This window comes from Pantoea phyllosphaerae (assembly GCF_051025595.1).
Lineage (GTDB): Bacteria > Pseudomonadota > Gammaproteobacteria > Enterobacterales > Enterobacteriaceae > Pantoea.
In genome coordinates this window covers 345,604-372,246 of sequence record NZ_JBPFDE010000001.1, presented here as the reverse complement: position 1 = coordinate 372,246, position 26,643 = coordinate 345,604, and the positions used below count along the sequence as shown (strand labels likewise).

At 64.6% G+C, this 26,643-nt stretch carries 23 protein-coding genes and 2 pseudogenes; 2 read left to right on the top strand and 23 right to left on the bottom strand.

Annotation, left to right across the window (positions count from 1 at the left end; genetic code table 11):
* Positions 1-2: 2 nt before the first annotated feature.
* A complete protein-coding gene (locus ACR6A7_RS01660; RefSeq protein WP_434123019.1) occupies positions 3-1,517 on the bottom strand; it encodes a sugar ABC transporter ATP-binding protein in 1,515 nt (504 codons plus the stop codon).
* A 143-nt stretch (positions 1,518-1,660) separates the two neighbouring features.
* Here ACR6A7_RS01660 and ACR6A7_RS01655 point away from each other — a divergent pair, with 143 nt between their 5' ends.
* The gene (locus ACR6A7_RS01655; protein ID WP_434123018.1) at positions 1,661-4,237 is read left to right on the top strand and encodes an ATP-binding protein; all 2,577 of its coding nucleotides are present in this window, start codon (positions 1,661-1,663) and stop codon (positions 4,235-4,237) included.
* Here ACR6A7_RS01655 and phnE (ACR6A7_RS01650) read toward each other — a convergent pair.
* From phnE (ACR6A7_RS01650) to phnF, 14 genes are all read right to left on the bottom strand, one after another.
* Entirely contained in the window at positions 4,191-5,075 is an 885-nt protein-coding gene (phnE, locus tag ACR6A7_RS01650) for a phosphonate ABC transporter, permease protein PhnE (protein ID WP_434123017.1), read from the bottom strand. The two genes, ACR6A7_RS01655 and phnE (ACR6A7_RS01650), sit on opposite strands and share 47 nt — an antisense overlap.
* The gene (phnE, locus tag ACR6A7_RS01645) at positions 5,072-5,932 is read right to left on the bottom strand and encodes a phosphonate ABC transporter, permease protein PhnE (RefSeq protein ID WP_434123016.1); all 861 of its coding nucleotides are present in this window, start codon (positions 5,930-5,932) and stop codon (positions 5,072-5,074) included. Before phnE (ACR6A7_RS01645) ends, phnE (ACR6A7_RS01650) begins: the two co-directional genes overlap by 4 nt.
* 283 nt (positions 5,933-6,215) lie before the next feature.
* Positions 6,216-7,142, bottom strand: a complete 927-nt coding sequence (gene phnD / locus ACR6A7_RS01640; RefSeq protein ID WP_434123014.1) for a phosphonate ABC transporter substrate-binding protein — start codon at positions 7,140-7,142, stop codon at positions 6,216-6,218.
* A gap of 26 nt (positions 7,143-7,168) precedes the next feature.
* Positions 7,169-7,999: a phosphonate ABC transporter ATP-binding protein gene (gene phnC, locus ACR6A7_RS01635; protein WP_434123013.1), complete on the bottom strand. Its 831-nt coding sequence runs from the start codon at positions 7,997-7,999 to the stop codon at positions 7,169-7,171.
* Positions 8,000-8,082: 83 nt separating this feature from the next.
* Positions 8,083-8,853 carry a phosphonate metabolism protein PhnP gene (phnP, locus tag ACR6A7_RS01630; RefSeq protein ID WP_434123012.1) on the bottom strand — a complete coding sequence of 257 codons (771 nt, stop codon included), beginning with the start codon at positions 8,851-8,853 and terminating at the stop codon, positions 8,083-8,085.
* Positions 8,850-9,386, bottom strand: coding sequence for a ribose 1,5-bisphosphokinase (gene phnN / locus ACR6A7_RS01625; protein WP_434123011.1), 537 nt, complete (start codon positions 9,384-9,386; stop codon positions 8,850-8,852). Before phnN ends, phnP begins: the two co-directional genes overlap by 4 nt.
* Positions 9,386-10,522, bottom strand: a complete 1,137-nt coding sequence (gene phnM, locus ACR6A7_RS01620) for an alpha-D-ribose 1-methylphosphonate 5-triphosphate diphosphatase (protein WP_434123010.1) — start codon at positions 10,520-10,522, stop codon at positions 9,386-9,388. The genes phnN and phnM overlap by 1 nt, the downstream gene beginning before the upstream one ends.
* Positions 10,519-11,223, bottom strand: coding sequence for a phosphonate C-P lyase system protein PhnL (phnL, locus tag ACR6A7_RS01615; RefSeq protein ID WP_434123008.1), 705 nt, complete (start codon positions 11,221-11,223; stop codon positions 10,519-10,521). The genes phnM and phnL overlap by 4 nt, the downstream gene beginning before the upstream one ends.
* 11 nt (positions 11,224-11,234) lie before the next feature.
* On the bottom strand, positions 11,235-11,999 hold the full coding sequence (phnK, locus tag ACR6A7_RS01610; RefSeq protein ID WP_434123007.1) for a phosphonate C-P lyase system protein PhnK: 765 nt from the start codon (positions 11,997-11,999) through the stop codon (positions 11,235-11,237).
* A complete protein-coding gene (locus tag ACR6A7_RS01605; protein WP_434123006.1) occupies positions 11,989-12,837 on the bottom strand; it encodes an alpha-D-ribose 1-methylphosphonate 5-phosphate C-P-lyase PhnJ in 849 nt (282 codons plus the stop codon). Before ACR6A7_RS01605 ends, phnK begins: the two co-directional genes overlap by 11 nt.
* The gene (locus ACR6A7_RS01600) at positions 12,830-13,906 is read right to left on the bottom strand and encodes a carbon-phosphorus lyase complex subunit (protein ID WP_434123005.1); all 1,077 of its coding nucleotides are present in this window, start codon (positions 13,904-13,906) and stop codon (positions 12,830-12,832) included. The genes ACR6A7_RS01605 and ACR6A7_RS01600 overlap by 8 nt, the downstream gene beginning before the upstream one ends.
* The gene (gene phnH, locus ACR6A7_RS01595) at positions 13,906-14,481 is read right to left on the bottom strand and encodes a phosphonate C-P lyase system protein PhnH (RefSeq protein ID WP_434123004.1); all 576 of its coding nucleotides are present in this window, start codon (positions 14,479-14,481) and stop codon (positions 13,906-13,908) included. Before phnH ends, ACR6A7_RS01600 begins: the two co-directional genes overlap by 1 nt.
* On the bottom strand, positions 14,481-14,927 hold the full coding sequence (gene phnG, locus ACR6A7_RS01590) for a phosphonate C-P lyase system protein PhnG (protein WP_434123003.1): 447 nt from the start codon (positions 14,925-14,927) through the stop codon (positions 14,481-14,483). Before phnG ends, phnH begins: the two co-directional genes overlap by 1 nt.
* On the bottom strand, positions 14,927-15,640 hold the full coding sequence (phnF, locus tag ACR6A7_RS01585; protein ID WP_434123002.1) for a phosphonate metabolism transcriptional regulator PhnF: 714 nt from the start codon (positions 15,638-15,640) through the stop codon (positions 14,927-14,929). The genes phnG and phnF overlap by 1 nt, the downstream gene beginning before the upstream one ends.
* Positions 15,641-15,946: 306 nt before the next feature.
* Here phnF and ACR6A7_RS01580 point away from each other — a divergent pair, with 306 nt between their 5' ends.
* Positions 15,947-18,106, top strand: a complete 2,160-nt coding sequence (locus ACR6A7_RS01580) for a putative bifunctional diguanylate cyclase/phosphodiesterase (RefSeq protein ID WP_434123001.1) — start codon at positions 15,947-15,949, stop codon at positions 18,104-18,106.
* A gap of 33 nt (positions 18,107-18,139) precedes the next feature.
* Here the strand turns inward: ACR6A7_RS01580 and ACR6A7_RS01575 are convergent, their stop codons facing one another.
* The 8 genes and pseudogenes from ACR6A7_RS01575 to ACR6A7_RS01540 form a co-directional block, all read right to left on the bottom strand.
* Complete coding sequence (locus tag ACR6A7_RS01575) at positions 18,140-18,982, bottom strand: oxidoreductase (protein ID WP_434122999.1); 843 nt, start codon at positions 18,980-18,982, stop codon at positions 18,140-18,142.
* Positions 18,983-19,099: 117 nt separating this feature from the next.
* Complete coding sequence (locus ACR6A7_RS01570) at positions 19,100-20,878, bottom strand: thiamine pyrophosphate-requiring protein (RefSeq protein WP_434122998.1); 1,779 nt, start codon at positions 20,876-20,878, stop codon at positions 19,100-19,102.
* A gap of 56 nt (positions 20,879-20,934) precedes the next feature.
* Complete coding sequence (locus ACR6A7_RS01565; RefSeq protein WP_434122997.1) at positions 20,935-22,896, bottom strand: hydantoinase B/oxoprolinase family protein; 1,962 nt, start codon at positions 22,894-22,896, stop codon at positions 20,935-20,937.
* 2 nt (positions 22,897-22,898) lie between these two features.
* Entirely contained in the window at positions 22,899-24,950 is a 2,052-nt protein-coding gene (locus ACR6A7_RS01560; RefSeq protein ID WP_434122996.1) for a hydantoinase/oxoprolinase family protein, read from the bottom strand.
* 16 nt (positions 24,951-24,966) lie between these two features.
* Positions 24,967-25,413: a GNAT family N-acetyltransferase gene (locus tag ACR6A7_RS01555; protein WP_434122995.1), complete on the bottom strand. Its 447-nt coding sequence runs from the start codon at positions 25,411-25,413 to the stop codon at positions 24,967-24,969.
* A 189-nt stretch (positions 25,414-25,602) separates the two neighbouring features.
* Positions 25,603-25,722 (bottom strand): annotated as a pseudogene (locus ACR6A7_RS01550) (type II toxin-antitoxin system mRNA interferase toxin, RelE/StbE family); the annotation flags it as partial.
* A 78-nt stretch (positions 25,723-25,800) separates the two neighbouring features.
* Positions 25,801-25,998: pseudogene (locus ACR6A7_RS01545) on the bottom strand (type II toxin-antitoxin system RelB/DinJ family antitoxin); the annotation flags it as partial.
* Between the two features lie 10 nt (positions 25,999-26,008).
* On the bottom strand, positions 26,009-26,521 hold the full coding sequence (locus ACR6A7_RS01540; protein ID WP_033749932.1) for an Lrp/AsnC family transcriptional regulator: 513 nt from the start codon (positions 26,519-26,521) through the stop codon (positions 26,009-26,011).
* Positions 26,522-26,643: the final 122 nt, after the last annotated feature.

The window sequence follows — 26,643 nt, the reverse complement described above, 5'->3', positions numbered from 1 at the left end:
CCTTATCTTTCCAGCGGCGAGGCGCTGTGCGCCCCGGTGGCCAGCGTCATAATGTTTTCCTGGCTGATCCGATCGCTATCCAGCTCCCCTGCGATAGCGCCTTCGCGCATCACGTACACCCGATCGCTCATGCCGACCACCTCCGGCAGCTCGCTGGAGATCATCAGGATCGCCACGCCCTGCTGCGCCATCTGATTCATCATGCGGTAGATCTCGCTTTTGGCGCCGACGTCGACGCCGCGCGTCGGCTCATCGAGTATCAGGATGCGGGGCCCGATGGATACCCAGCGTGAAATCAGCAGCTTCTGCTGGTTGCCGCCGGAGAGGCCGCCCGCCCGCACCTGGGCATGGGGCACGCGAATATTGAGCGTGGCGATGGCGTCGCCGGCGATCTGTCGGCCTTTGCGCCGGTTAAGCAGCCCGTAGCTGGCGTCGCGCTCCAGCGTCGCCATCACAATGTTCTCCTGTGCCGCCATCTCCAGAAACAGCCCCTGCTCTTTGCGGTTTTCGGTGAGGAAACCGATGCCGCGCGCAATGGCGTCGCGCGGCGAGTGGATAGTCACCTGCTGCCCGTCGATCCAGATCTCGCCGCCGCGGGGTTGACGCACGCCGAAAATCAGCTGCGCCAGCTCGCTGCGCCCGGCGCCCACCAGCCCCGCCAGCCCGACGATTTCGCCGGCGCGCACCGCCAGGCTGCTCGGCCGCACTTTGCCGCCGTCGGTCAGGTGATTGACCGCCAGACGAATGTCGCCAAACGGAATGGTGCGATCCTTATTAAACAGGTCGCTCAGCGGACGGCCGACCATCATGCGCACCAGCTCGCTGGCATTCAGGGTGTCGCGTGTCAGGCTGCCGACATACTGCCCGTCGCGCAGCACGCTGACGCGGTCAGAGAGCTCATAGACTTCTGCCATACGGTGGCTGATATAGATAATCGCCATCCCCTCCGCGCTCAGGCGCTTAATCAGCGCGAAAAGCTGCTCGGTTTCGCGGTTGCTCAGCGCGGCGGTGGGCTCGTCCATCACCAGAATGCGGCTATTGCGATGCAGCGCACGCGCAATCTCCACCTGCTGCTGTTCGGCAATGCTGAGGCGGCTGACGCGGTCGGTGGCGCTAAACTGCGCGCCGAGCCGATCGATCACCTGCTGCGCCTCTTCCGCCATCTGGCGACGCCGAACCAGCCCGCCGCGCGCGATTTCGCTGCCGAGAAAGATGTTCTCCGCCACCGTCAGGTTGGGCGCCAGGTTGATCTCCTGATAGATCAGCGTGATGCCTGCCGCCAGCGCCTCTTTGGGCCCCTTAATAGCACAGGGCTGGCCGTCGATCAGGATCTCGCCGCTGGTGGCGCTGTAGGCGCCAGCAAGGATCTTCATCAGGGTGCTCTTGCCCGCGCCGTTTTCGCCCATCAGCGCGTGGATCTCCCCGGCATAGATCGTGAGGTCGACCCCTTTCAGCGCATAGAACTGGCCAAATCGCCGCGTAATGTCGCGCATTTGCAGAATCGGTGTGGCTGTCATGGGCGCTCCAGATAACGGTAACTGGGGCTGAGTAAAGCAGCGCCAGATAAATGGAAAATGTCAGCGGCCGTTCATATTTGTCATAAATGCGCCTGAGCCGCGCCCTATACTCGCCTCAAACAGGGCGGGCGCGGAGGCGCGGTATGCGGCATCAACATCCCTGGCAGGCGGGCGCGCGTGGCCGCCTGCTGCTGTTTAATCTGCTGGTGGTCTGCGTCACGCTGATGGTGAGCGCGGTGGCGATACTCGGCTTTCGCCATGCCGGACGCATTCAGGAGCAGGCGCAGGCGCAGACCCTGAGCGATATGAGCGCCAGCCTGGCGCTGGCGCGCGATACCGCCAGCGTCGCCACCGCGGCGGTGCGCCTGTCGCAGGTGGTGGGGGCGCTGGAGTATCAAAGCGAATCGCAGCGGCTGCAGCAGAACCAGCAGGCGCTGCAGCAGTCGCTGACGCTGCTCGCCTCGGCGCCGCTCGCGGCGCGCCAGACGGCGCGGGTAGCGCGCATCCGCGCGCGCAGCCTGATGCTGGAGCAGACCATTACGCAGCTGCTGATCAACGGCCATCAGCGTCACCTGCAGCGCAACGCGCTGCTCAGCGGCCTGTGGCAGTCGCAGCTGCTGCTGGATCATATCAACCAGCTCACCGCGCAGCGCGGCCCGACTGCGGCGCTGCGTCAGCAGACCGAGCGGCTGCTGGCGGCGGCGATCCGCACGCCGTCGCCGGTCGCGGTGGTCGACCAGCTGCAGCAGGTGATGACGGCGTGGCGGCCCGATTCCGGCGAGGCGGTGCTGGATGAGAAAATTGCGCGCCTGATCGCCACCCAGCAGTCGCTGCGGCCGCTGGCTGATCGTCTGGCGGAGAACGATCTCGCTATCGCCTATTCCACCTACCGCATCAAGGCGCTGGTGGCGGCGCTCAATGACGACATCACCGCCTGCGTGCAGCAGGTGGCGCAGCAGAGCGAAATGCGCAGCATGGAGACCCATCGCGAGCTCAACTCGGTGATCCTCTTTATCGCGCTCTTTGCTCTGCTGGCGCTGGCGATCACCGGCTATGCCGGGATCTATATCTACCGCAACCTCGGCTCCAGCCTGACCGCCATCGCCGACGCCATGACGCGGCTGGCGCAGGGAGAAAAGCACGTTTCAGTGCCGGGCCTGCAGCGGCGCGACGAACTGGGCGATCTGGCGCGCGCCTTTAACGTCTTTGCCCGCAATACCGCGTCGCTGGCGCACACCTCGCGCCTGCTGAAGGAGAAGAGCAGCCAGCTGGAATCCACCTTCCTCGCCATGCGCGACGGCTTCGCGCTGTTCGACAACCAGGGCCAGCTGGTGGTGTGGAATGCGCAATATCCGCAGCTGCTGGGGCTCTCCGGCGAGGCGCTCCATCGCGGCCTGCACTATCGCCAGCTGCTGAGGCAAGTGGGCGTAGATCTGCAGCATCCGGGCGAGCCGCAGGAGGTGCGGCTGGCGGATGGGCGTACGCTGGAGCTGCGCTTCAGCCCGGTGCCGCGCCGCGGCATCGTCAACACCGTGCTGGAGCGCACCGCGCGCAAGGCGCTGGAAGAGGCGCTGCTGCACAGCCAGAAGATGAAGGCGGTCGGCCAGCTGACCGGCGGCATCGCGCACGACTTCAATAACCTGCTGGCGGTGATCATCGGCAGCCTGGCGCTGACGCAAGGCCAGCTGCCGCCGGGCAGCCTGGCGAGCCGCATCGAACGCGCCCGTCAGGCCGCGGATCGCGCCGCCCTGCTCACCCAGCGCCTGCTCGCCTTTTCGCGCAAGCAGGCGCTGCATCCGCGCGCCGTCTCGGTGACGCAGCTGGTGGACGAACTGCAAAACCTGCTGCAGCATTCGCTGCTGCCCGGCCAGCGCCTGACGGTCGAGGCGCAGCGGCCCGGCTGGCTCGCCTGGATCGACGCCAGCCAGCTGGAGAACGCGCTGATGAATCTGGTGGTCAACGCGCGCGACGCTATGCAGCAGAAAAGCGGCGAGATCCGCCTGCGTATCGCCAGCCAGCGTCACGAGCAAGGGGAACGCGTGGTCATTGAGGTGATCGACCAGGGGTGCGGCATGACGCCGGAGGTGCGGGAACAGGTATTCGAGCCTTTCTTCACCACCAAAGAGACCGGGAGCGGCAGCGGGCTGGGACTGTCGATGGTCTATGGCTTCGTGCGGCAGTCGGGCGGCCAGATTGAGATCGACACCGCGCCCGGACAGGGCACCACCGTGCGCCTGCTGCTGCCGCGCGCGCCTGAAAGCGCGGCATCCTCCTCGCCGGCGCAGCCGGTCGCCCCGCCGACGCCGCGCGACAAGCTGGTACTGGTGCTGGATGACGAACCGGCGGTGCGCCAGACGCTCTGCGAGCATCTGCACCAGCTCGGCTACGTCACGCTGGAGTGCGCCAGCGGCGAAGAGGCGCTGGCGCTGCTGCGCCAGACGCCCGATATCGATCTGCTGATCAGCGACCTGATGCTGCCCGGCGGCCTGAACGGCGCCGAGGTGATCCGCCAGGCGCAGCAGCAGTGGCCGCAGCTGGCGACGCTGCTGATCAGCGGTCAGGATCTGCGCCTGCAGCCGGTGGCGCTGCCGCTGTGCGAACGGCTGGCGAAACCCTGGCAAGGCGCGCAGCTGGCGCAGGCGCTGGCGCGCGCCTGGCAGCGCAGCGAACGGCTTAGTCGCGCGCGACAGGCTGCCAGAGCGGCACCGGCTTCCCGCTGATATAGCGCTTGCGCAGGCGGCTGGAGAGCGCATCCATGATCATGACCACCGCCACGAGGATCAGGGTTAAAAACATCACCACGTCCCAGTTCCACAGGCGCATATTCTCGGCGTAAACCAGCCCGACGCCGCCCGCGCCGACAAAACCCAGCACCGCCGCCGAACGGGTATTGGATTCGATCTGATAGAGGCTAAGCGCCAGGAAATGGGGAAACGACTGGGTAAAGATGCCGAAGCGATGCTTTTGCAGGCTGTTGGCCCCCACCGCGCTCAGGCCGCGGCTCGGCGAGCGCTCGACCGCCTCGTGCCCTTCCGAGTAGAGTTTGCCCAGCAGGCCGACATCCTGCATCACAATCGCCAGCACGCCCGCCAGCGGCCCCATGCCGACGGCGCGGACGAATATCAGCCCCCAAATCGCCATATCGATGCCGCGCAGCAGATCGAGCAGGCGACGCACCGCCCAGGCGATCGGCCGCGTCGCGCGGGCGTGCATCACGTTGCGCGCGGCGAAAAACGACAGCGGCAGCGCGATAATCGATGCGGTCAGGGTGCCGGCGAAAACGATCGCCAGCGTAATGCCGATTTGCGAGAAGTAGTAGCCGAACGGCCAGTGCATAAAATCGTGCCAGACAAACATGCGCAGAAAATAGCGGCCGAGCTGCTGCGCGCCCAGCACGGCGCGGCTCCACTCGATACCGTAAAACGCAAAAAAGAACAGGTAGTAAAGCAGGATAGCGGCCCCCGCCAGCGCAAGCCGACGCAGATAGCGCTTCTGCGCGGCGAACAGCGCCGGGTTTTCCCGCCTGATTTTGTCAATATCCGGTGCCAGCGCGATCATGCGGAACCCTCCACGACGCGGCGGCGCAGCCGGCCGGAACAGCTGTCCAGCAGCGATACCACCACGATAATCAGCAGCAGCGTGATGCTGACCTGATCGTAACGATCGAGTTTGATATTGGTCATCAGCTCCTGGCCGATGCCGCCCGCGCCCACCAGCCCGAGAATGGTTGAGGAGCGAAAGTTAATCTCCAGCCGCATAAAGCTGTAGGAGAGAAAGATCGGCTTCACCTGCGGCCAGAACGCAAAGCGCATGCGCTGGAACCTGCTGGCGCCGCAGGCGGCCAGGCCGCGCACCGGCTTATCGGAGGCGCTCTCAATCGCTTCATAGAAGAGCTTGGTCAGGCTGCCGACGGTGTGCAGCGCCAGCGCGAGGAAGCCGGGGATGGCGCCGATACCAAACGCCATCACGAACATCACCGCCCAGGCCAGCTCCGGCATGGTGCGTAAAAAGGCGACGGCGGCGCGAATAGCCACGCGCAGGCTTGCCGGGGTTTTGGTGTTGTCGGCGGCGAAAAAGGCCAGCACCGCGGCGATGCACACCGCCACGATGGTGGAGGCGAGCGCCAGCTGCAGCGTTTCCCAGATCAGCGGCAGCTGAAAATGAAGGCGATAGCCCCAGTAAGCGAGCGATCCTTCTGTTTTTACGCTGTCGAACAGCGTGGAACAATGCAGCACCGGCAGCGTTTCCCACAGGTAGTCGAAGAAGTGCGGCATTGACGCCCAGAGCGTCGTCAGGCTGAACTCTGACATTTTGCCAGCCAGCAGGTAGAGCGTGACCAACAGCAGCGACCAAATCAGCGTGTCGCGTTTCTGCTGGCGGCGGATGCGTTGGTAGTAGCGTTCGAAGTCAGTCAAAAGAAGATTCCCGCGTAATAAAAGAAATTAACTGAGCGTGCAACAGGCAGATTCTCAGGCCGCAGAATAGCTTACTCAGCGGGTTACAGGGGGAGAAGAGCAAAGCGTCCCGCGCCAGGGACAAAAACGCCGGGAGCGTTTTTGAACAACGCCGCGCGTTGGCCCGGTGACGGGCGCACCTCAGGGATGAGGTGCGTATCCGCGCGGGCCGAGCCGGCAGGGATGCCGTCCTTGCGTCTTTGCGATCTCTCCCTGTCACCCGAGTCAGCACCGGGTATCGACCTTAGCCGCGCTGGCCTTTCGCCAGGTCGCGCTTCATATCAATAATATTCTGGTAGTCCGCTACCGACGCCGGGCCGATATGCTGCGCGCCGCCGACGGCCTTCACAAAGCAGGCGTGCTGCTCTTTATCCAGCTTCTTAATCGTCTCGACCACTTTCTGTTTGAAATCGGCCGGCAGCTTATTACTCACCAGCAGCGGGCCGTTCGGGATCAGCGGCGACTGCCAGATGATGCGGATCTGCTTCATCAGATCGGGGTGATCCATGCGGATCAAACGACCGAAAGCGCCGGCGCTGTAGCCGCTGTTGTAGTCGCCCACCAGCGAGCTCCAGGTGACCGCGCCGTCGAACTGGTTGTTCAGCACGCCGAGAATGTCCTGCTCGTGGCCGCCGGAAAAGGTAACGCTGGAGAAAAAGCCGTTGTACTTGTCATCGACGCTGCCGCCGAACTGCTTCTTAAATGCCTGGTTTGGCATCAGGAAACCAGAGGTCGAATCGGGATCGGCCATGCCGAACGATTTGCCCTTGAGATCTTCCAGCTTTTTATAGGGGCTGCTGTTTTTCACGATCACCACCGAGTGGTAGCCTTTTGAGCCATCTTTGTCGTCCACCAGGATGCCCACGATATCCACGGCTTTAGGATCCTGCAGATAGACGGAGGCGTAGGAGGCGGGCGACATACTCAGCACCATATCGATCTTGCCGCCCAGCAGCCCCTGAATCACGCCCGCGTAGTCGGAGGAGTTGCGCAGCTTCGTATCAACGTTGAGTGCCTTATCAAAAAAGTCCTTCACGCACTGGTTATCGCCAATCTGCTGGGTGGCGTTCTGCCCGCCGAGAATGCCCAGATTCAGGGTTTTCGGCGCATCCGCCGCGTGCACGCCAAAGGTCATTACGCTGGTGAGTAAGGCTAATAAAGTCAGTTTCATTCGAGGTTTTTCTCTTACCGTGGGAGTTAGTGAAGCTGATTGATTTCGTCGCCGTACAGCTGCTGCAGCAGACTGTCGGTCAGGTGCGCCGGATGGCCGTCGAACAGCACTCTGCCGCGCTGAATGCCGATCGCGCGCGTACAGTAGCTTTTCACCAGCTCAACCGAATGCAGGTTTACCATCACGCTGATGCCCTGCTCGCTCACCTGGCGCAGAACATCCATGATGCGTTTGGTATTTTTGGGATCGAGCGACGCCACCGGCTCATCGGCCAGCAGGATTTTTGGGTTCTGCATCAGGGCGCGACAGATGGCCACGCGCTGCATCTGCCCGCCCGACAGGTTCTCGGCACGCTGCAGCGCCTGCGGCAGCATATTCATCCACTGCAGCAGTTCGATGGCGTGGGCGCGGTCGCCGTCGGAGAAGAGTTTAAAAAAGGATTTCAGCGTCGAGGTCTGGCTGAGACGGCCCAGCAGCACGTTGGTCAGCACGTCAAGGCGCGGCACCAGGCAGAAGTCCTGAAAAATCATGCCGCATTCGCTGCGCCACTGGCGCAGCTGGCGGCTGTTCAGCGCCAGCAGATTGCGCTGCACCTCGCCGTCGCGCAGGCTATATACCGCGCCTTCCGAGGCGGCGATGGTGCCGTTTAGCATATGCAGCAGCGTCGATTTGCCTGCGCCCGAGCGGCCGATCACGGCGACCATTTCTCCCGCATGCAGATCAAAACTGACATTCTCCAGCACGCGGTTCTCGCCCCAGCGCTTGCCCAGACCCTGCACCGACAACACCTTCTCTCCGGTCTGGCTAAGCGGCGCGCTGCTGTTATCCACCACCGTTCTTAACAGTGCCTGTGCCATGATTCACTCCGTATGCGTTGACAAGGGGTAAGTTGACGCCTATTACGGCCCGGCGGGATGACTCTCTGATGACAGGAAGGTGATCAAACGGTGACAGGGTCGTCCGCGCTCAGCGACAGCGTCAGCCCGTCGGCCGCCGCGGATACGGACGCGGGCAACGGATTGTTTGCTAACCAGTTATCCATCTGATGTGACAGATGGGTCAGCCAGGCGCGACGCGGTGTGAGCCGGTCGACGATCGCCAGCGCGCGCGTCACGTCGTTATGGTTGCGCGCGGCGGGAGACGGCGGATCGTTGCAGTCGATCACCAGCTCATCAATGCGCTGGCCGGTGAGAAAATCGTCGGTGTCGGGCGGCAGACCGCAGGTGTCGCACAGCCAGGCGAGCCGCGCGCCGTGCCAGTCGAACAGGTAGCCATGCGTCAGCTTCGAGTGCTGCAGCGGCAGCGGCGTCACCTGCAGCGCGCCGAAAAGATGGGGCACGAAGGGCGTCAGCGACGGACGAAAATCGAGCAGACCGGGATGTTTAAAGAGATCGTCGCAGCCCCGCTCGTCCGGCGGCCCCCAGACAGGGATCGCCTCGCCCACGCCCCAGCGCAGCGCGAACAGCCCCTGCACGTGATCCATGTGGTAGTGGGTCAGCAGTATGCGCGACAGCTCGCCGGGGGCGAAGCGCTCCGCCAGCAGCGGCAGCCCGGCGTCGAGCAGGATGCGCTCGCAGCCCGCCTCGATCAGCGCGCTGCACGGCGCGCGTTGCCGTTTCCTGTCGCCGCGCGCCCTCAGGCAGGCGGCGCAGTCGCAGCCGAAAAGCGGCGCGGCGGTGACCCCGCCGGTGCCGAGAAAGGTCAGCTTCATGAGAGCGGCTCCAGCAGCTGGCGCAGCTGCAGCAGGGTGTGCGACAGCGCGCCGTTGTTGTTCAGCAGGCGGCAGCCCGGCGGCGGGGCGTGCGCGGCGCGATCGAGCCGTTGCGCAATCTCACTCTCGCTCTCCCGCCCGCGCTGGCGCAGACGCGCCGCCAGCACCTCCGGCGACACCGTCAGGCAGAGCGGCAGCAGCCGCGCGCCGTAGCGCGCCTGCGCCTGCGGCAGATGATGGCGCGAGCCGTTGACCAGCACGTCGTGGCCGCGTGCCAGCCAGAGATCAAGCTCCAGCCCGAGTCCATAGTGCAGGCCGTGCGCCGTCCAGCGCAGGGCGAACAGCCCTTGCGCCGCGCGGCGCGCAAACTCCGTTTCAGTCAGGGCGATATGGTTCTCGCCGCCCGCGTCGGCCGCGCGCGTGATGTAGCGATGGGCGATCAGCAGATTCAGCGGCGGCGCGTCGCGCAGCGCGTTGAGCAGGCTGTCTTTGCCCGAGCCTGACGGCCCGATAAGCCAGATCAGGCGCGCCATCAGTAGACCTGCCTGCCCTGCGCCCAGACGTGACAAATATGGGGATGACCGTGGTCGGTGTGCGCCAGCACCAGATCGGCGCGGCACCCTTCGGCAATCACGCCGCGATCCGCAAGGCCGAGCGCGCGCGCCGGGTTGCGCGTCACCAGCGCCACCGCCTGCGGCAGCGTCAGCGGGTTGCGCTCGTCGGCGGCAAGACGAAACGCCGCGTCGAGCAGCGACGCTGGATAGTAGTCGGAGGAGAGAATATCGAGCAGCCCCTCCGCCGCCAGCGCCCAGGCCGCGACGTTGCCGGAGTGGGAGCCGCCGCGCACGATATTGGGCGCGCCCATCAGGATCTGCATTCCTCTGGCGCGCGAGGCGCGCGCCGCCGCCAGCGTGGTGGGAAACTCGGCGATGGCGCTGCCGACGCCGTGCGACTCCTCAACGTGCGCCTCGGTGGCGTCGTCGTGGCTGGCGATGGCGATGTGGCGCGCGCGGCAGAGCGCGGCGATCGCCTGACGGTTCGGCTGCGACCACTGCGCCGCCAGCGTCAGCTGCTCCAGCTCAAAGGCATCCATCTCCTGGTCGTTGAGCGCGTATTTGCCCTGGTAATATTCGCGGTACTTCTCCAGCGAGGCGTACTGGCGCTGGCCCGGCGAGTGGTCCATCAGCGACACCAGCGACAGCTCTGGCGTGCCCATCAGCGCCTCGAACAGCGGCAGCGTGGCGTGATGCGGCAGCTCGCAGCGCAGGTGCAGCCGGTGTTCGGCGCGGTTCAGCCCTTTGCGGTTGCTGTCGCGGATGGCGTCGATCATGTTGCTCAAATTATCGAGACGATGGCCGCCGTCGCGCACGTCGCCGACGCCGATGGCGTCCAGCACCGTGGTAATGCCGCTGGCCACCATCAGCGCGTCGTGGCTGCTCATCGCCGAGTGGGCGGGCCAGTCCACCTTCGGCCGCGGCGCGAAGAACTTATCCAGGTTGTCGGTATGCAGCTCCACCAGGCCGGGCAACAGATAGCCGCCCTCGCCGTCCAGCGCGCCGGGCTGGCGGCTCGGGGTTTCGCTGAAGCTGGCGATCAGGCCGTCGCGCATCTCCAGCGATCCCGTCACCCGCTCGTTCTCCAGAATCAGCTGGACATTATTAATAATCATGCTTCCACTCCGCTGTTGAGCGGCTGCATGACGTGCAGGCGATCCGCCACCCGCTCGCGCACCGCGTCATCGTGAAAAATGCCGACGATGGCCGCGCCGCGCGCGCGCGCCTGCTCAATCAGCTCCACCACTGCCGCGCTGTTGGCTTTATCCAGCGAGGCGGTCGGTTCATCCAGCAGCAGCACCGGGTAGTCGGCGATAAAGCCGCGCGCGATATTGACGCGCTGCTGCTCGCCGCCGGAGAAAGTCGCGGGCGCCAGCGGCCAGAGGCGCGGCGGCACGTTGAGCCGCGTCAGCAGCTCTTTCGCGCGCTTCTCGCAAAAGGGGCGCGCCACGCCGCGCTCCAGCAGCGGCTGCATCACGATCTCCAGCGTCGGCACGCGCGGGATCACGCGCAGAAACTGGCTGACCCAGCCGAGGGTGTCGCGGCGCATCGCCAGCATCTGACGCGCCGGGGCGTGCGCCATATCGACCCATTCGCCGTCGTGACGCAGCCAGATATGACCGCTGTTGGCCTGGTAGTTGCCGTAGAGCGCGCGCAGCAGCGTCGATTTGCCGCTGCCGGAGCGGCCGTGCAGCACCACCACTTCGCCCTCCGACACGTCAAGCGAGGCGTTCTGCAATACCGGCAGCTCGACGCCGCCCTGATTATGCAGCACAAAGGTTTTGTACAAATTCTCGACGCGCAGTCGTCTGTTCATGGAATTGTCCGTCATGAGTTGAGCACCGATGAGACCAGCAGCTGAGTGTAGGGGTGGTGCGGATCGTCGAGCACGCGGTCGGTCAGGCCGCTCTCCACTACGCGGCCCTGCTTCATCACCAGCAGCCGGTGCGCCAGCAGGCGCGCCACGCCGAGATCGTGGGTGACGATAATCACCGCCAGGTTCAGCTCGCGCACCAGGGTGCGCAGCAGATCGAGCAGCCGCGCCTGCACCGAGACGTCCAGGCCGCCGGTCGGCTCGTCCATAAACACCAGCTTCGGCTGAGTGACGAGGTTGCGGGCGATCTGCAGTCGCTGCTGCATGCCGCCCGAAAAGGTGGTGGGCAGATCGTCGATGCGGTTAGCGGCGATCTCCACCTCCTGCAGCCAGCGGCTCGCCTGGGCGCGGATGTCGCCGTAGTGGCGATGGCCCACCGCCATCAGCCGCTCGCCGATATTGCCGCCCGCCGTGACCTGCGCGCGTAGCCCGTCGAGCGGGTGCTGATGCACCACGCCCCATTCGGTGCGCAGCAGGCGGCGGCGGTCGCTCTCCGACAGCGCATAGAGATCGCGCTGGTTGTAGAGAATGTTGCCCTGCTGCGGCGTCAGGCGCGCCGAGAGGCTGCGCAGCAGCGTGGTTTTGCCGGAGCCCGATTCCCCGACGATGCCCAGCACCTCGCCGGGATAGAGATCGAAGCTCACGGCTTCGAAGCCTTTACCCGGCGCATAGAGATGCGTCAGGTTGTTGACCGCAAGCAGCGGCTGTTCACTCTGCATGTTGCTGTTCCTGCTGCTGGTGGCAAAAATCGGTGTCGGAGCAGACGAAAAGGCGCGTGCCCTGGTCATCCATCACCACCTCGTCGAGATAGCTGTGGCGCGAACCGCACAGGGCGCAGGGCGCATCCCACTGCTGCACGCTAAAGGGGTGATCCTCGAAGTCGAGGCTTTCGACTCTGGTAAAGGGCGGCAGCGCGTAAATGCGCTTTTCACGGCCCGCGCCGAACAGCTGCAGCGCGGGCATCATATGCATCTTCGGGTTGTCAAATTTCGGGATCGGCGACGGGTCCATCACATAGCGATCGTTGACCTTTACCGGGTAGGCGTAGGTGGTGGCGATATGGCCGTAGCGCGCGATATCTTCGTAGAGCTTCACCTGCATCACGCCATACTCCTCCAGCGCATGCATGGTGCGGGTTTCGGTTTCGCGCGGCTCGATAAAGCGCAGCGGCTCCGGGATCGGCACCTGGAAAATCAGGATCTGATCCTCTGCCAGCGGCGTCTCCGGGATGCGGTGGCGCGTCTGGATCAGGGTGGCGTCGGGGGTGCGCTCGGTGGTCGCCGCGCCGCTGACGCGCTGGAAAAAGCGACGGATCGACACCGCGTTGGTGGTGTCGTCCGCGCCCTGGTCGATCACCTTCAGCACGTCGGCGTCGCCAATCACGCTGGCGGTGATCTGAATGCCGCCGGTGCCCCAGCCGTAGGGCATCGGCATCTCGCGTCCGGCGAACGGCACCTGATAGCCGGGGATCGCCACCGCTTTCAGGATGGCGCGGCGGATGGCGCGCTTGGTCTGCTCGTCGAGATAGCCGGGGTTATAGCCGCTCAGTTTACTCATCGCCAGGTTCCTGATAATCCGCACGCAGCTGCTTCAGCAGCGCCAGCTCCGCCTGAAAATCGACGTAGTGCGGCAGTTTGAGGTGGGAGACGAAGCCGGCGGCCTCGACGTTGTCGGCGTGCGCCAGCACGAACTCTTCGTCCTGCGCCGGGCTGGTGATGCGTTCGTCGTGCTCGCGGGTTTGCAGCGCGCGATCCACCAGCGCCATCGCCATCGCCTTGCGCTCGGCGCGGCCGAACACCAGGCCGTAGCCGCGGGTAAAGTGTGGCGCCGCCTCGCCCTGGGTGGTGAAGCCGTTGACCATTTCACATTCGGTCAGCAGCAGTTCGCCGATCTCCAGCTCAAAGCCCAGCTCTTCCGGGCAGATGCTGACGCTGAGGTAGCCGGTGCGGATCTCCCCGGCGAAGGGGTGGGTGCGGCCGTAGCCGCGCTGGGTGGAGTAGCCGAGCGCCAGCAAAAAGCCCTCGTCGCCGCGCACCAGCTGCTGCAGGCGCGCCGCGCGCGTCGCCGGAAAGCCCATCGGCTCGCGGGTGATATCCACCGGCTCGCTGCCGTCGTCAATCTCCTGCGCCGCCAGCCCTTCATCGCTCATCATGGCGAACATATGCGGACAGCGCGACGCCAGCGCCTCGTCGCCGCGCGGCGCGGCGGGCGCCTCGCCGTTGGCCAGCAGCGTAAAGTCGAGCAGGCGGTGGCTGTAGTCAAAGGTCGGGCCGAGCACCTGGCCGCCCGGCAGATCTTTATAGACGGCGGAGATACGGCGCTCGAGGCGCATCTCGCCGGTCGCCAGCGGCGCGCTGTCGGCCAGGCGCGGCAGCGTGGTGCGGTAGGCGCGCAGCAGGAAGATCGCCTCCACTAAATCGCCGCTCGCCTGTTTGATTGCCAGCGCCGCCAGTTCAGGATCGTAGATGCCGCCCTCGGTCATCACGCGATCTACCGCCAGCCCGAGCTGCTGCGCCACCTGATCGCAGCCCAGCTCCGCCACGTCGCGCGCGCCGCGCCGCAGGTCCGCCTGTAGCTGATGGGCGTTGGCAATCGCCTTCTCGCCCCCTTTCACCGCGACGTACATCAGCACACCTCCACGTCGGTGGTGCGCGGCAGCGCCATCATCGCTTCGCCGCAGGTAAAAATCAGATCGACGCCCTGGGGAAACGGATGCGGACGGTTGCGCAGGTACTCCAGCACGCTCTCCGGCAGCTGCGGCGCGATGGCGCGCGACTCGCGCAGGCCCGGGCCTGACAGGCGCAGCGTCAGCCCGCCGTTGAGCGACGGCACCTCAATAATCAGCGTGGTGCTTTTTTCCGGGGCGAGGTTGTCGCCTGCGGCGAAGTCAGCCGGGCGCGGGCTGCTGGCGGCATGGCTCAGCGCAAACGGGGCGTCGCGGCTCTCGCTCAGCGGCGCGCCGGTGTGGAAGCGCAGGTTGCTGCGCAGGATCTCATTATCGACCTGCGGCTCGATCCAGAGCGGGCTCTCCTGATCCACCAGCGTCAGCAGCACCGCGGTCGCGGCGGGCGACAGCGCGCCCCAGCCCTGCGCCAGCGGCAGCGAGACCATCACGCCCGGCTCGCTCATCGCTTTCAGAATGCGGCGGAAGGCGCGCTGCGCATCGGCCACCGGATGGTTAAAACTCGCCAGTAATGTCATCAGTTATCTCCGCGAACCAGCGTAAAAAAATCGACTTTCGAGCTGGCGACTTCCCGCGCGCGCAGCTGGCGCTGCTCCTCGCGCAGGGCCGCCAGCGGCGTTATCACTTTTTCCGTCAGCAGCGCGTGGGTCTGCGGCTGCTGCAACAGCGCGTCAATCAGGGCGCAGCGTTCGGCGTGCGCCCTGTCGCGCCCCAGCACGTAGCTGTAGCCGAGCGTGCCGTCCTCAAGCTGCACCACGGCGCGCGTCACGGTGGCGTCGCCCATCACAAAGCGCTTGCCGCTGGCGCCCATGCGCGCCATCAGCCGCGTCAGGCCGATTTCCGCCGGGCGGATCAGCGCGAAGCGCGGCGCGAGGCGCAGCGCATCCCAGTGCTGCGCCAGCGCCGGGGCGCTGCTGTGCGCCAGTACCGACAGCCACTGCTGTCGTTGCGTTAAGCTTTCCATCAGTGCTCCAGGGTCAGTTCGATCATGTCGCCGCGCGTCAGGCTGACGGAGTACTCCGCCACGGCGCCGTCGCGGGTTTTATTCAGGGTGCGCACGCAGAGCAGCGGGGCATGCAGCGCAATCTCCAGCAGGCGGCACTCTTTGGCCTGCGCGCGGCGCGTGCTGATGCGGGTCTGGCTGCGCGTCAGCTGGTGGCCGCCGTGCTGCTGCAGAAAATCGTGCAGCGAACCGCTGCTGAAGCGCTGCAGCGCCGGCCACCAGCGCAGATCGGGCAGAAAGTGGTTAATCACGCAGACCGGCACGCCGTTCACCCGACGCAGGGTGCGCAGATGGATGACGCTGTCGCCCTCGACGACGCCCAGCGCGCTGGCGACGTCGGCGCTGGCGGGACGCACCACCGCCAGCAGCCGTTCGCTGGTGGGATGGCTGCCCTGCTCCATCAGGTTCTGGCTAAAGCGCGCCTGCGCATGCAGCGGATAGTCGTAAGGGCGCATCAGCACCAGAATGCCGACGCCGTGGCGGCGCTGCAGCAGACCTTTACTGACCAGTTCGTCCACCGCGCGCCGCAGCGTGTGGCGGTTCACCTCATAGCGCTCGGCCAGCTGCTGTTCGGAGGGCAGATAGTCGCCGCTGCGGTAGTTTTCCCGCAGCGCCTGCTCGAGCTGCGCGGCGACGGCCTGGTAAACAGTGGTCGGATGTCTGGATATCTCCATCTTGAACAGATCCTCAACCTTGACTGAGTGGGGAGCGCAGCGGTGAGCCCGGCTGCGTGTTGGCCACTACCTTGACCTGCGCAGATGACAGGAGGGTGACCGTGCAGTGACGCGACGATGAATGTCAGACAGAGGCGCGGCCAGACGCGGCACGATCAATTAACGCTGCTGAACGGTTTCGCCTGCGCGGCGCGGCCCAATTTTTGGCGCGTTATCAATAACAACCTTGCGCGTCAGACAGCGTGCAGGCTGGGGGATTTCTGCCAGGCTATTAACTGATATATCCTTGCTACGTGAAAAACCAAAATGATTAATAGCGCCAAACTTTCCGCGGGCCTGCGCGGCAGTTTTATTCGTGAAGTGCTGCTGCCGCTGGCGGCGATCCTGCTGCTGACGCTGGCGGGCGCCGCAACCGGCCTTTTTCTCAGTACCGCTATCACTAACCAGAAAGCGCAGGCGCAGCAGCAGCGCATGATTGAGGCCTCTTTTGCCCAGAGCCTGGCGGAACATCAGCGCCAGCTGCAGAGCCTGTCGCGCTGGACGCCGCTGCAGACGCATCTCGACGCGGCGCAGCCCGATCTGCGCTGGCTGGATGATAACGTCGGCCGCTGGCTCTACGAGATGTTCGGCCACCAGCTGATTATGGTGCTGGATGAGGCGCGTCGACCGGTGCGGACATGGCGTAACGGCGTGCTGCTGACCGATCCGGCGCGCGATGCTGGCGTGCAGGCGATTTTAGCCAGCGCGCAGCTACGCGCAGCAGCGCAGCAGGAGGCGGCGGATCTCGCCCGCGTCGACGGACGCGTGGCGGCGCTGGCGACGGGTGCCATCCGCCGCGAGGCGCAGGCCGCGCCCCGCTTCATGCTGGTGAGCCTGAAATATCTCGACGACGGCTACCTCGCCGCCCTGGCGGAGCGCAGCCAGCTCAAGGGGCTGCACTTCTCCGACCCCGGCGCCCCGCCCGTCGCGCCGGCCCGCTTTATGCTGACCTCGCAGACGGACGGCGAGGTCGGCTATATCAACTGGGATCCAGCACGGCCCGGCGCGGAGATGCTGCGCGCCATCGGTCCCTCAACCGGCATTGCCGTGCTGGTGGTGACGCTGCTCTGCCTCTATATGGTGCGGCGGCTCTGGACCTCTTCCTTTAACCTGTCGCAGTCGATGCTGAAGCTCGGCGCCAGCGAAGCGCAGGCGCTGCACCTGGCGTTCCATGACGTGCTGACCGGCCTGCCGAACCGCGCGCTGGTGGAGGATCGCCTGACCCAGGCGCTGGCGCTGGCGACGCGCCACGAGCAGCGCGTGGCGCTGATGCTGATTGACCTCGATCGCTTTAAAAACATCAACGATACCTACGGCCATCACGCCGGTGACGAGCTGATTATCGCCGTGGCCCATCGTCTCGCCAGCCTGATGCGCCCCTGCGATACCGTGGGGCGCATTGGCGGCGACGAATTTCTTGTGGTGATGCCGGAAGTGGACAATATCGGGCAGGTCGAGGCGCTGGCGCAGCGTATTCTCGACGCGCTCAGCCAGCCTTTTCCGCTGTTTGGCAGCGAAGTGTGGAGCGGCGCCAGCATCGGGCTGGTGCTGGCGCCGAAGGATGGGGTCGATCGTCAGGAGCTGTTGCGCAAAGCGGACATCGCGCTCTACGAGGCGAAAAGCAGCGGGCGCGGCAAATACCGGCAGTTTGAACGGGTGATGGACGAGTCGATCCGCACGCGGCAAAGCATCGCCGCCGATCTGCGCGCCGCGCTGCAAAACTATCAGGGCCTGGCGGTCTGGTACCAGCCGCTGATGGATATTGACGGCAAAAATATGGTGGCCGTCGAGGCGCTGCTGCGCTGGGATCATCCGACGCGCGGCGCCATTCCGCCGGGCGACTTTATCGCTATCGCCGAAGAGACCGGGCTGATTATCCCGCTGGGCGAATGGGTGCTGCGCGAAGCCTGCCTGACGCAGCAGCGCTTTCCCGACTTGATGGTGGCGGTGAACGTCTCGCCGGTGCAGTTCCGCGCCACGGGGTTTGTGGCGCGCATGGTGGAGATCGTGCGCGAAAGCGGCGGCGATCCCCAGCGGATTGAGCTGGAGATCACCGAAGGGGTGCTGATAGAGGATGAGCATGAGGCGCGCGCCATTATCATTGCGCTGCGCGACGCCGGTTTCCGTATCGCGCTGGATGATTTCGGCACCGGCTACTCCAGCCTCAACTATCTCAGCACCTTTCCGGTGGACAAAATCAAGATCGACCGCTCCTTTACCCAGTCGCTGGGGGTGGCGGAGAATTCGGTGGCGATTATCGAGTCGGTGGTGAAGCTGGGACATGCGATGGGGCTGACGGTGACGGCGGAAGGGGTCGAAACGCCGGGACAGATGAACGCGCTGGCCGACGCGGGCTGCAATCAGCTCCAGGGTTATCTGTTCAGCCAGGCGGTGCCGCTTGAGCGGCTGGGCGACTGGATGCGCTGAAACAGGCGCGCTGGCAGCCAGCGCGCCTGTCAGCTATTCCGGGAAATCGGTGTCGACAGCGGTCTGCTTCCAGGCTTCAATCTGCGCCAGCCGCTCTTTCAGCTTTGCCGTCACCGCGTCGTAGCCCCAGGCGCCCATCACCAGATGGCGCGGCGGATCATCGCGCTCGGTAATGGCAATCATCGCCTGCGCCGCGCGCGCCGGATCGCCCTTCTGCGTGCCGCTGTATTCTGAGGTCGCCTTCATGCGCGCCGCCGCGGTGTCGGCGTACTCCGGCAGCCTGCTCGGCGTCTGATGCAGCGAGCGGCCAGCCCAGTCGGTGCGGAACGGGCCCGGCTCAACGCAGGTGACGTGAAGGCCGAGCGGCGCGGTCTCCTGCGCCAGCGAATCGGACCAGCCCTCGACCGCGTGCTTGCTGGCGGAGTAGTAGCCGGAGCTGGCGAAGCCGATAAAGCCCGCCACCGAGGTAATATTGATGATGTGGCCGCGGCGCTGCTGGCGCATGGTCGGCAGCACCGCGCGCGTCAGGGCGAAGAGGCCGAAAACGTTGGCGTCGAACTGATCGCGGATCGCCTGCTCCTCACCCTCCTCCACCGAGCTCTGGTAGCCGTAGCCGGCGTTATTCACCAGCACGTCGACAGTGCCGAATTTTTCCAGCGCCGCCCTGACCGCACCCTCGATGCTCGCCTGGTCGGTCACATCGAGCGCCACTGCCAGCGCGTTGCTGTGGCCTTCCACCAGGTCGGCGACTTTCGCGGTGTCGCGCGCCGTCACCACCACGTTGAAGCCGCGCGCAATGGTCTGCTGCGCCAGTTCGCGACCAAAACCTGTCGAACATCCTGAAATAAACCACACCGGATTGTTATCTGTAGCCATGAGTGACTCCCAAACTGATTAGTGGCGAATCGCCTGAACCCCGACGCGAACGGCCTGGGGAAAGAGAGTGGGTAAGCGTAGCGGCCCGCGACCGGGCCGCTTAACGCTTCGTGCCTGTTACTTTTTATGCAGCAGCTGGCTGGCGGTGTCGCTGATGATCTGCGCCGCGCCGCGATCGCCCTTCGCCATTGAGCTCATAAAGGCTTTCGCCTGTTTAAAGGTGATGTGAGGCGGCAGCGGCGCCACTTCCGGATCGGTTTTCACCTCCAGCACCACCGGACGATCGGCGCTCAGCGCGCGTCGCCACGCCTCTTCCAGCTCATCCGGGTTGTCGACGAAGATGCCCTGCAGGCCAAGCGACTCGGCAAACTGGGCGTAGCGAACGTCCGGCAGCTGCTGCGTCGCCTCGAAGCGCGCATTGCCCTCCATGACGCGCTGCTCCCAGGTGACCTGGTTCAGGTCCTGGTTGTTGAAGACGCAGACGATAAGGCGCGGATCGCGCCACTGCTGCCAGTATTTCTGGATGGTGATCAGCTCCGCCATATTGTTCATCTGCATCGCGCCGTCGCCGACCAGCGCTACCACCGGTTTGTCGGGATGGGCAAATTTCGCGGCAATGGCGTAAGGCACCGCCGCGCCCATGCAGGCGAGCCCGCCCGAGAGCGTGGCGCGCTGGCCCTGCTTGACGCGATAGTCGCGGGCGAACCAGTTGGCGCAGGAGCCGGAGTCGGAGGTGACGATGGCGTTGTCGGGCAGCTGCGGCGACATCTCCCAGACCACGCGCTGCGGGTTAACCGGGTTGGCGGGCGCGTGGGCGCGATCCTCCATCACTTTCCACCAGTCGCGCACCTGCACCGCAATCTTCTCCTGCCAGCTGCGGTCCTCTTTATGCTCCAGCAGCGGCAGCAGCGCGCGCAGGGTCTCCGCCGCGTCGCCGTGCAGGTTCACCTCACACGGATAGCGCAGGCCAAGCATCGCCGGGTCGATATCAATCTGCACCGCGCGCGCCTTGCCCTCTTCCGGCAGGAACTCGGTCCAGGGGAAGCCGCTGCCGATCATCAGCAGCGTGTCGCAGTTCTGCATCAGCTCCCACGAAGGTTTGGTGCCGAGCAGGCCGATAGAGCCGGTGACGAAGGGGGCGTCGTCCGGCAGCACGTCTTTGCCGAGCAGCGCCTTGGCGACGCCCGCCGCCAGCACGTTGGCGGCCTGCACCACTTCCACCGCCGCGCCGCGCGCGCCCGCACCGATGAGAATGGCGACTTTTTTCCCGGCGTTGAGCACCTCGGCGGCGCGCTGCAGGTCAGCCTCATAAGGCACCACTTTCGGCCGCTGATAGCCTGGGCCGGAGTGGGTAAAGCCGTGCAGATGCTTCGGCGCTTCCCAGGGTTCGTCCTGAATATCCTTCGGCACGATCACTACCGCCACGCCGTTTTGCGCTTTGGCGATGCGCACGCCGCGATCGACCAGATGACGCACCTGCGCCGGCGCGGCCGCCTCCTGCACAAAGTTGGCGACGTCGGCGAAGACGCGATCCAGGTTCATCTCCTGCTGATAGCTGGCACCGCGCGCCGTCACCTCCGCCTGGCCGGCAATCGCCAGCACCGGCGCGTGATCCATTTTGGCGTCGTAGAGGCCGGTCAGCAGATGGGTCGCCCCCGGCCCGCCGGTCGAAAGGCAGACGCCCAGCTCGCCGGTAAACTTGGCGTGCCCGGCCGCCATAAAGGCCGCCATCTCTTCGTGCCGCACCTGGATAAATTCAATGCCGTCGCCCTTCTCATTGGCGCGCTGAATGGCGCCGAGCACGCCGTTGATGCCGTCGCCGGGATAGCCGTAAATACGGGTCACGCCCCAGGCTTTTAGCCGTTGCACAAAGAAATCGCTGGTTTTCATGCTCATCGTTGTCCCCTCGGTGAAAATCCGTGTCAGAGAGTAAGGGTAGACGACAATCCGGCCTATTCGCCTGCTAATGCGGAAAAGCGCAGCCGTAACTCGCTGAATATTTGCGCCATATCCGCCGCTTCCCCTGCCTGCTCCACGGCGCGAAACACCTGGGTTTTGAGAAAATGACGCCAGCTGATCGGCGCGGCGGCGAGAAAGAGGGTAAGCGAACGGTAGCGCTCCGGCGTCCAGATTGCCTCAAATGCCTGGCGCGCCGCGCCGTGATGAAAATGCGCCTCGACCTGCTGCGGCATCGCGGCGCGCAGTTGCGCCGTCGCCGCCTCGTCCAGCTCGCCGTCCGCTAGCGCCACGCCGTACTGCGCGCGCGCCGCCGCCGCGCTGAGGAAGCCGCAGCGCACGTCATTGAGCACCGCCTCAACGTCGCGCTGCGACGGCAGCCCATAGCCGCCCGCCCCTGGCCCGCGCACCTCGACCACATCGCCCGGCTGGCAGTGGATCACGTCGCGGTTGCCGTGCTCCAGCGTCTTGCCGTCACGCAGGGTGCGAAAATGAGAAAGCCCGCCCGCGCGGCCGCCCGCCGCGCCCGCCGAGGCGAACAGCGAGCGGTTGCGGTTGCGCGCGGTGACAATGGTTTCCGGCGTGAAGATCTCAAAGGCCATTTCGGTTGCCAGCCCGCCGCGAAAGCGTCCGGCGCCGGCGCTGTCGGCCGCCAGGCCGTAGCGCAGGAAGCGGATGGGCACCTCCGCTTCATTGATCTCAATCGGGGTGTTTTTCAGGAACGCCGACAATCCGCCCGAGCCGTCCGGTCCGTCGTGGCGCGGCGTGCCGCCCGCGCCGCCGCCGACCGGCCCGAGCGAGGCGACTACGCTACGGTTGCGCGCGTCCAGCGTGCGGATATTCATAATTGAGTTGCCGCCCGGCGAGTTCGCCGGAAGCCGCGTCGGCAGCGCCAGCGAAAAGACGCCGACGGTGGCGATTTGCGACAGCGCGCAGGTGAGCGAGCGCATGCCGACGGCGGCGGGCGCTTCGCAGTTCATCACCGTGCCCGGCGGCAGGATGGCGCGCGTCGGGCGCAGCGTGCCGGCGTTCAGCAATAGCCGCCGGTCCAGCGTCGAGAGCACATAGGTCACCCCCACCAGCGCCAGCGGATGGCGCTCGCGCCCGCCGGTCGGCATATTCAGCGACGAGGCGAGCTGCGGATCGCTGCCGGTATAGTCCAGCTCCAGCGTCTCTTCGCGCACCCGCAGCGTAACGACGATACGGCAGGGATAGCCGCCTTCGCCATCTTCATCGGCGTAATCGGCGTAGACATATTCGCCGTCGGGAATGGTACGGATAATGGCGCGCGCCTGCTGTTCGGCGTAGTCGAGGATGCCTTCGACGCCCTGCAGGAAATCCGCCGCGCCGAAGCGAGCGACAATCTCGTGGATCTTGCGTTCGCCGATGTTGACCGAGGCGATTTGCGCGTTGAAGTCGCCCCAGTTCTGTTCCGGCACGCGCACGTTCAGTCGCAAAATGCGCGCCACATCCTCGTTTAGCTCGCCGTTACGCATGATTTTCAGCGGCGGGATGCGAATGCCTTCCTGCACGATATCGGTCAGCGAGCGCGACAGCGAGGCAGGTACCGCGCCGCCGATATCAGTATTGTGGATATGGCCGACCACAAAGCAGAGGATTTCGCCGTGGTAAAAGACCGGCTTCCAGATATGAATATCGGGCGAATGGGTGGCGACGTTGCCCGCATAGGCGTCGTTGGTAATGCAGATGTCGCCTTCGTCGTAGTGGTCGATCAGCGTCAGCACCGGCGCATAGTCGATGCCGCTGTACCAGGGCGCGCCAAAGCTGCGCGGCGAGGCGAACGCCAGCCCGTCCCGGCTGACGATTTGGCAGGAGAAGTCCTCCGTCTCCTTCACAAAGGTGGAGTGCGCGGTGCGCATCAGGGTAAAGGCCATGGCGTCGGCTGCCGCCGCGCAGTAGTTGGCGAGTATTTGCAGATTACGTCCGTCGATAGCCACGATTACGTCTCCTCGCTCAGCGGGGTAATTAACAGATTGCCGAAGCTGTCCACCTCAACCTGCATGCGCGGCGGCACGCAGGTGGTGCAGTCGTCCTGCGCCACGATAACCGGCCCGCGCAGCCGATGGCCGGGACGCAGCGTCGCGCGCAGCACCAGATCGACCTGATGAAAGGCACCGTCTATCCACGCCTGAACCTGCTTCGCCACCTGCACCGGCCCGCTGGCCGCCGCAGGACGATTCAGGGCGGGCTTCGGCGTGGGCGAGGCGATAACCAGCCGCAGGTTGATAAGCTGCACCGGCGCGGCGCCGTCGCTGTGGCCAAACAGCTGGTGATGCTGCTGGTCGAACGCCGCGTGCAGCGCCGCCACGTCGGCGCTCGCCAGCCACGCCGCCTCCAGCGGGACGTCGATTTCGAACGACTGGCCGCGATAGCGCATATCGGCGCTGAACTGCAGCGTAAAAGGCATCTCCTTGCCGTGCTCGGCCGCCAGCCAGGCCTGCGCCCGCTGGCTCAGGCTCTCCGCTTCGGAGGCGAGCCGGTCCGCCAGCTGCGCGTTCAGATCGCCATACAGCGTGCGGATAAAGTCGTTGCGAATATCCGCCACCAGCCCGCCCAGCGCCGAGAGCACGCCCGGCGTTGGCGGCACGATAACGCCTTTCATATTGAGTTCGCGCGCCAGAAAACAGCCCATCATCGGCCCGGCGCCGCCGAAGGCGAGGAACCAGAATTCGCGCGGATCGAGGCCGAAGCGCGACAGCAGGCCGCTGGTATCGCCATACATGCTGGAGATCGCCAGTTCGATGGCGGTTTCGGCGGTTTGTTCTACCGAGACGCCCAGGCGATCGGCCAGCGGCTGCCAGGCGGCGCGCGCAGCGGCGACATCCACCTGCACGGCGTGGTAGCCGAGATCGCCATGGCCGATCATGCCGCAGGCGGCGAACGCGTCGGTGGCGGTCGGCTGAGTGCCGCCGCGCTGGAAGCAGACCGGGCCGGGCAGCGAACCGGCGCTCTCCGGCCCCATCTGCATCACGCCCTGCTCGTCGATCCACGCCAGCGAGCCGCCGCCCTGTCCGACAGAAGTCACCGCCACCGACGGGATATAGATTGGGAAGTCGCCGATGATCTCGCCGTTGCCCTGCGCCACCTCGCCGTTAACGATCACCGCCACGTCGGCGCTGGTCCCGCCGATATCCAGGCTCAGGATGCGGTCGAAGCCGCAGGCGCTGGCGAGATAGCTGGCGCCAATCACGCCCGAGGCGGTGCCGGAGAGCACCATCTGCACGCATTCGCGCTTCGCCTGCTCGACGCCCATCACGCCGCCGTTGGATTTAGTGATGCGCGGCGGCACGGTCACGCCTCTGGCGCGCAGCGCGCCTTCAAACTTCTCCAGATAGTTGATCACCATCGGCTGCACGTAGGCGTTGATGGTGGCGGTGATGGTGCGCTCATATTCGCGGATAATCGGCCAGATATCGGCGGAGCAGGAGGTCAGCAGGTCGGGCGAGACCTCTTCGACGATCGCCTTCACCGCCGCCTCATTGCACCGGTTGCGATAGCTGTGCAGCAGCGCCACCACAATGCCCTGACAGCCTGCCGCGCGCGCCCCCTCAATAGCGGCCAGCACGCTACCGCGATCCACGGGCTGCAGCACCTTGCCGTCGCGGTCGGTGCGCTCGTGAATGGCGAAGACGCGGTCGCGGCTAATCAGCGGCGCGGGCCGGCGAGAGAAGAGATCGTGGATATGGGGAATTTTCAGCCGCGCCAGCTCCAGCACGTCGCAAAAGCCGGCGGTGGCGAACAGCGCCAGCCGGACGCCGCGCCGCTGGATCACCGCGTTGATGCCGACCGTGGTGCCGTGGGTAAAGTAGCCAATCTCTGCCGGATCCAGGCCATCGCGCTCGGCGAACTGCGCCAGTCCGGTAAGAATTTCGCTGCCCGGCGCATCGGGCCGCGACAGCACTTTCAGGGTATGGATCTGATTGGTTTGCCGATCCAGCACGGCGAAATCGGTAAAGGATCCGCCAATATCCACGCCAACGCGGTAACGCATCTGTGTCACTCCAGAGTCAGGAGGGAGGGAATTCCATCAGCTTGTGCGGCTCCTGCACCACGCGCCAGCCAAGCCGCTGGTAGAGCTGATGGGCATCGTTTGTCGACAGCATCCAGCGCCGCACCGTGGCCAGCTCCGGATGCTCGCGCACGCAGCTTGCCAGCCAGCTGCCCAGGCCATGTCCGCGCCACGCCTCATCGATAATCACGTCGCACAGCCAGCCGAAGCGGGTGTAGTCGGTAATCAGGCGACCAAAACCGATTTGCGCGTCAACGTGATAGAGCCCGAAGGGCAGCGATGCGGCGATTGCCCGCTCGGTGGCGGCGCGCGTTTGCCCTTTCGCCCAGTAAGACCGCTCGGCAAGCTGGAGGTGGATCCAGTCCATATCCAGCCGCGTTCGTTTAGTTGAAAGGGTAAAATCGTCGCGCTGCCAGAGATGGTCGGCAATGATCGGTGCGGTCATAAATAACTCCTTGTGGCGACATGGGCTTATAGTAAGCGCGCGGCATCAGCCGACGCGGCTGAAGAGACGCGGTGAACCGGTCAAATGCGGTGAAAAAAGAGTAGAAAAGAAATTTTATGCTGCGTGAAAGAGGCTGGCTGCGGGCTTAATAAGGCCCCATTGCGGAGCTGAACAGAGAGAGGCGCTTTGTTAAAACAGGTCGGCGTGCGTGCCGGTTCTTTCGAACCTGACTCGCTCATTTGTGATTTTGTCGATCAGTAGCCAGTCGGGTTCAATATGCGCATCTCTGTAGCCGTTATAGTTGCCCTTCCGTCTTTGTAGAACTGGCTTGAGTAGGCAATTTCCCTTTGCTTATCCATGAGGTTTCCTTCTCGTCGCGATGCCCTGCTAAATGCCTGACTGGTCAAACAGATCCTTTTCATCTTTCGCTTTTTTCACGCCTTTCCCTTGCTCACTCGCTTCGATACTGCTGGCTGTGATGTCATTGGGAATGCGCATAGCAAAAGGCAGCGCCTTTTCTTTGGCGACCTTAGTCAGGGTGATGCGTACCAGGTCAGAGACGGTTAATCCCATTTCAGCCAGCACGCGTTGAAAGCTACAGCGCCCCCAGCACATCATTCTGACGGGTAATCAGCGAGCGCAGCGGCACGCTGCTCTTCATGACCGGCGATTTGATCACGATATAGCTGAAGTATTTGTCGATGCCAATTTGCGCATCCAGCATCTTCTCAATCACTTCCTGATAGTGCTCAATGCTGCGGGTGATAAAACGCAGCAGATAGTCGTAGCCGCCGGTAATCAGATGGCACTCCATCAGCTCGTCCACGTCGCGCAGCGCGCTCTCAAACTTCATAAAATCTTCGCGACGATGGCCGGAGAGCGTCACTTCGGTAAAGACCGTGACCGAGTCGGTGATTTTGGTGAGATTGATATGGGCTTCGTAGCCGGTGATAAAGCCCGCCTGCTCAAGGCGCTTGACGCGCTGCAGGCAGGGGCTGGGCGAGAGTCCCACGGCATCGGCGAGATTAACATTGCTGATACGGCCATCTTTTTGCAGTTGCACCAGGATGTTGATGTCGATGCGGTCAAGTTTCATTAAGCCGTTCATACCACCCCTCATTGTTAACCAATTGTGCAGGACGTGCTGATGGTATAACACGCTTTGCGCCGCCAGCGCCAGCGGTAACGCGCGCGTTATCCATCAGTAAAAATTATAATTATTCCAGCAAT

What these genes read in the sequence shown, in the direction of transcription:
- ACR6A7_RS01570 (WP_434122998.1), bottom strand. Translation starts at nt 20,878, where the DNA reads ATGAGCATGAAAACCAGCGATTTCTTTGTGCAACGGCTAAAAGCCTGG.
- phnD (WP_434123014.1), bottom strand. Translation starts at nt 7,142, where the DNA reads ATGAAACTGACTTTATTAGCCTTACTCACCAGCGTAATGACCTTTGGC.
- ACR6A7_RS01555 (WP_434122995.1), bottom strand. Translation starts at nt 25,413, where the DNA reads ATGACCGCACCGATCATTGCCGACCATCTCTGGCAGCGCGACGATTTT.
- phnC (WP_434123013.1), bottom strand. Translation starts at nt 7,999, where the DNA reads ATGGCACAGGCACTGTTAAGAACGGTGGTGGATAACAGCAGCGCGCCG.
- ACR6A7_RS01600 (WP_434123005.1), bottom strand. Translation starts at nt 13,906, where the DNA reads ATGTACGTCGCGGTGAAAGGGGGCGAGAAGGCGATTGCCAACGCCCAT.
- ACR6A7_RS01560 (WP_434122996.1), bottom strand. Translation starts at nt 24,950, where the DNA reads ATGCGTTACCGCGTTGGCGTGGATATTGGCGGATCCTTTACCGATTTC.
- phnP (WP_434123012.1), bottom strand. Translation starts at nt 8,853, where the DNA reads ATGAAGCTGACCTTTCTCGGCACCGGCGGGGTCACCGCCGCGCCGCTT.
- phnE (WP_434123017.1), bottom strand. Translation starts at nt 5,075, where the DNA reads ATGATCGCGCTGGCACCGGATATTGACAAAATCAGGCGGGAAAACCCG.
- ACR6A7_RS01660 (WP_434123019.1), bottom strand. Translation starts at nt 1,517, where the DNA reads ATGACAGCCACACCGATTCTGCAAATGCGCGACATTACGCGGCGATTT.
- ACR6A7_RS01605 (WP_434123006.1), bottom strand. Translation starts at nt 12,837, where the DNA reads ATGAGTAAACTGAGCGGCTATAACCCCGGCTATCTCGACGAGCAGACC.
- phnF (WP_434123002.1), bottom strand. Translation starts at nt 15,640, where the DNA reads ATGGAGATATCCAGACATCCGACCACTGTTTACCAGGCCGTCGCCGCG.
- ACR6A7_RS01580 (WP_434123001.1), top strand. Translation starts at nt 15,947, where the DNA reads ATGATTAATAGCGCCAAACTTTCCGCGGGCCTGCGCGGCAGTTTTATT.
- phnH (WP_434123004.1), bottom strand. Translation starts at nt 14,481, where the DNA reads ATGACATTACTGGCGAGTTTTAACCATCCGGTGGCCGATGCGCAGCGC.
- ACR6A7_RS01540 (WP_033749932.1), bottom strand. Translation starts at nt 26,521, where the DNA reads ATGAACGGCTTAATGAAACTTGACCGCATCGACATCAACATCCTGGTG.
- phnM (WP_434123010.1), bottom strand. Translation starts at nt 10,522, where the DNA reads ATGATTATTAATAATGTCCAGCTGATTCTGGAGAACGAGCGGGTGACG.
- ACR6A7_RS01575 (WP_434122999.1), bottom strand. Translation starts at nt 18,982, where the DNA reads ATGGCTACAGATAACAATCCGGTGTGGTTTATTTCAGGATGTTCGACA.
- phnK (WP_434123007.1), bottom strand. Translation starts at nt 11,999, where the DNA reads ATGCAGAGTGAACAGCCGCTGCTTGCGGTCAACAACCTGACGCATCTC.
- phnL (WP_434123008.1), bottom strand. Translation starts at nt 11,223, where the DNA reads ATGAACAGACGACTGCGCGTCGAGAATTTGTACAAAACCTTTGTGCTG.
- ACR6A7_RS01655 (WP_434123018.1), top strand. Translation starts at nt 1,661, where the DNA reads ATGCGGCATCAACATCCCTGGCAGGCGGGCGCGCGTGGCCGCCTGCTG.
- phnN (WP_434123011.1), bottom strand. Translation starts at nt 9,386, where the DNA reads ATGGCGCGCCTGATCTGGCTTATCGGGCCGTCAGGCTCGGGCAAAGAC.
- phnG (WP_434123003.1), bottom strand. Translation starts at nt 14,927, where the DNA reads ATGGAAAGCTTAACGCAACGACAGCAGTGGCTGTCGGTACTGGCGCAC.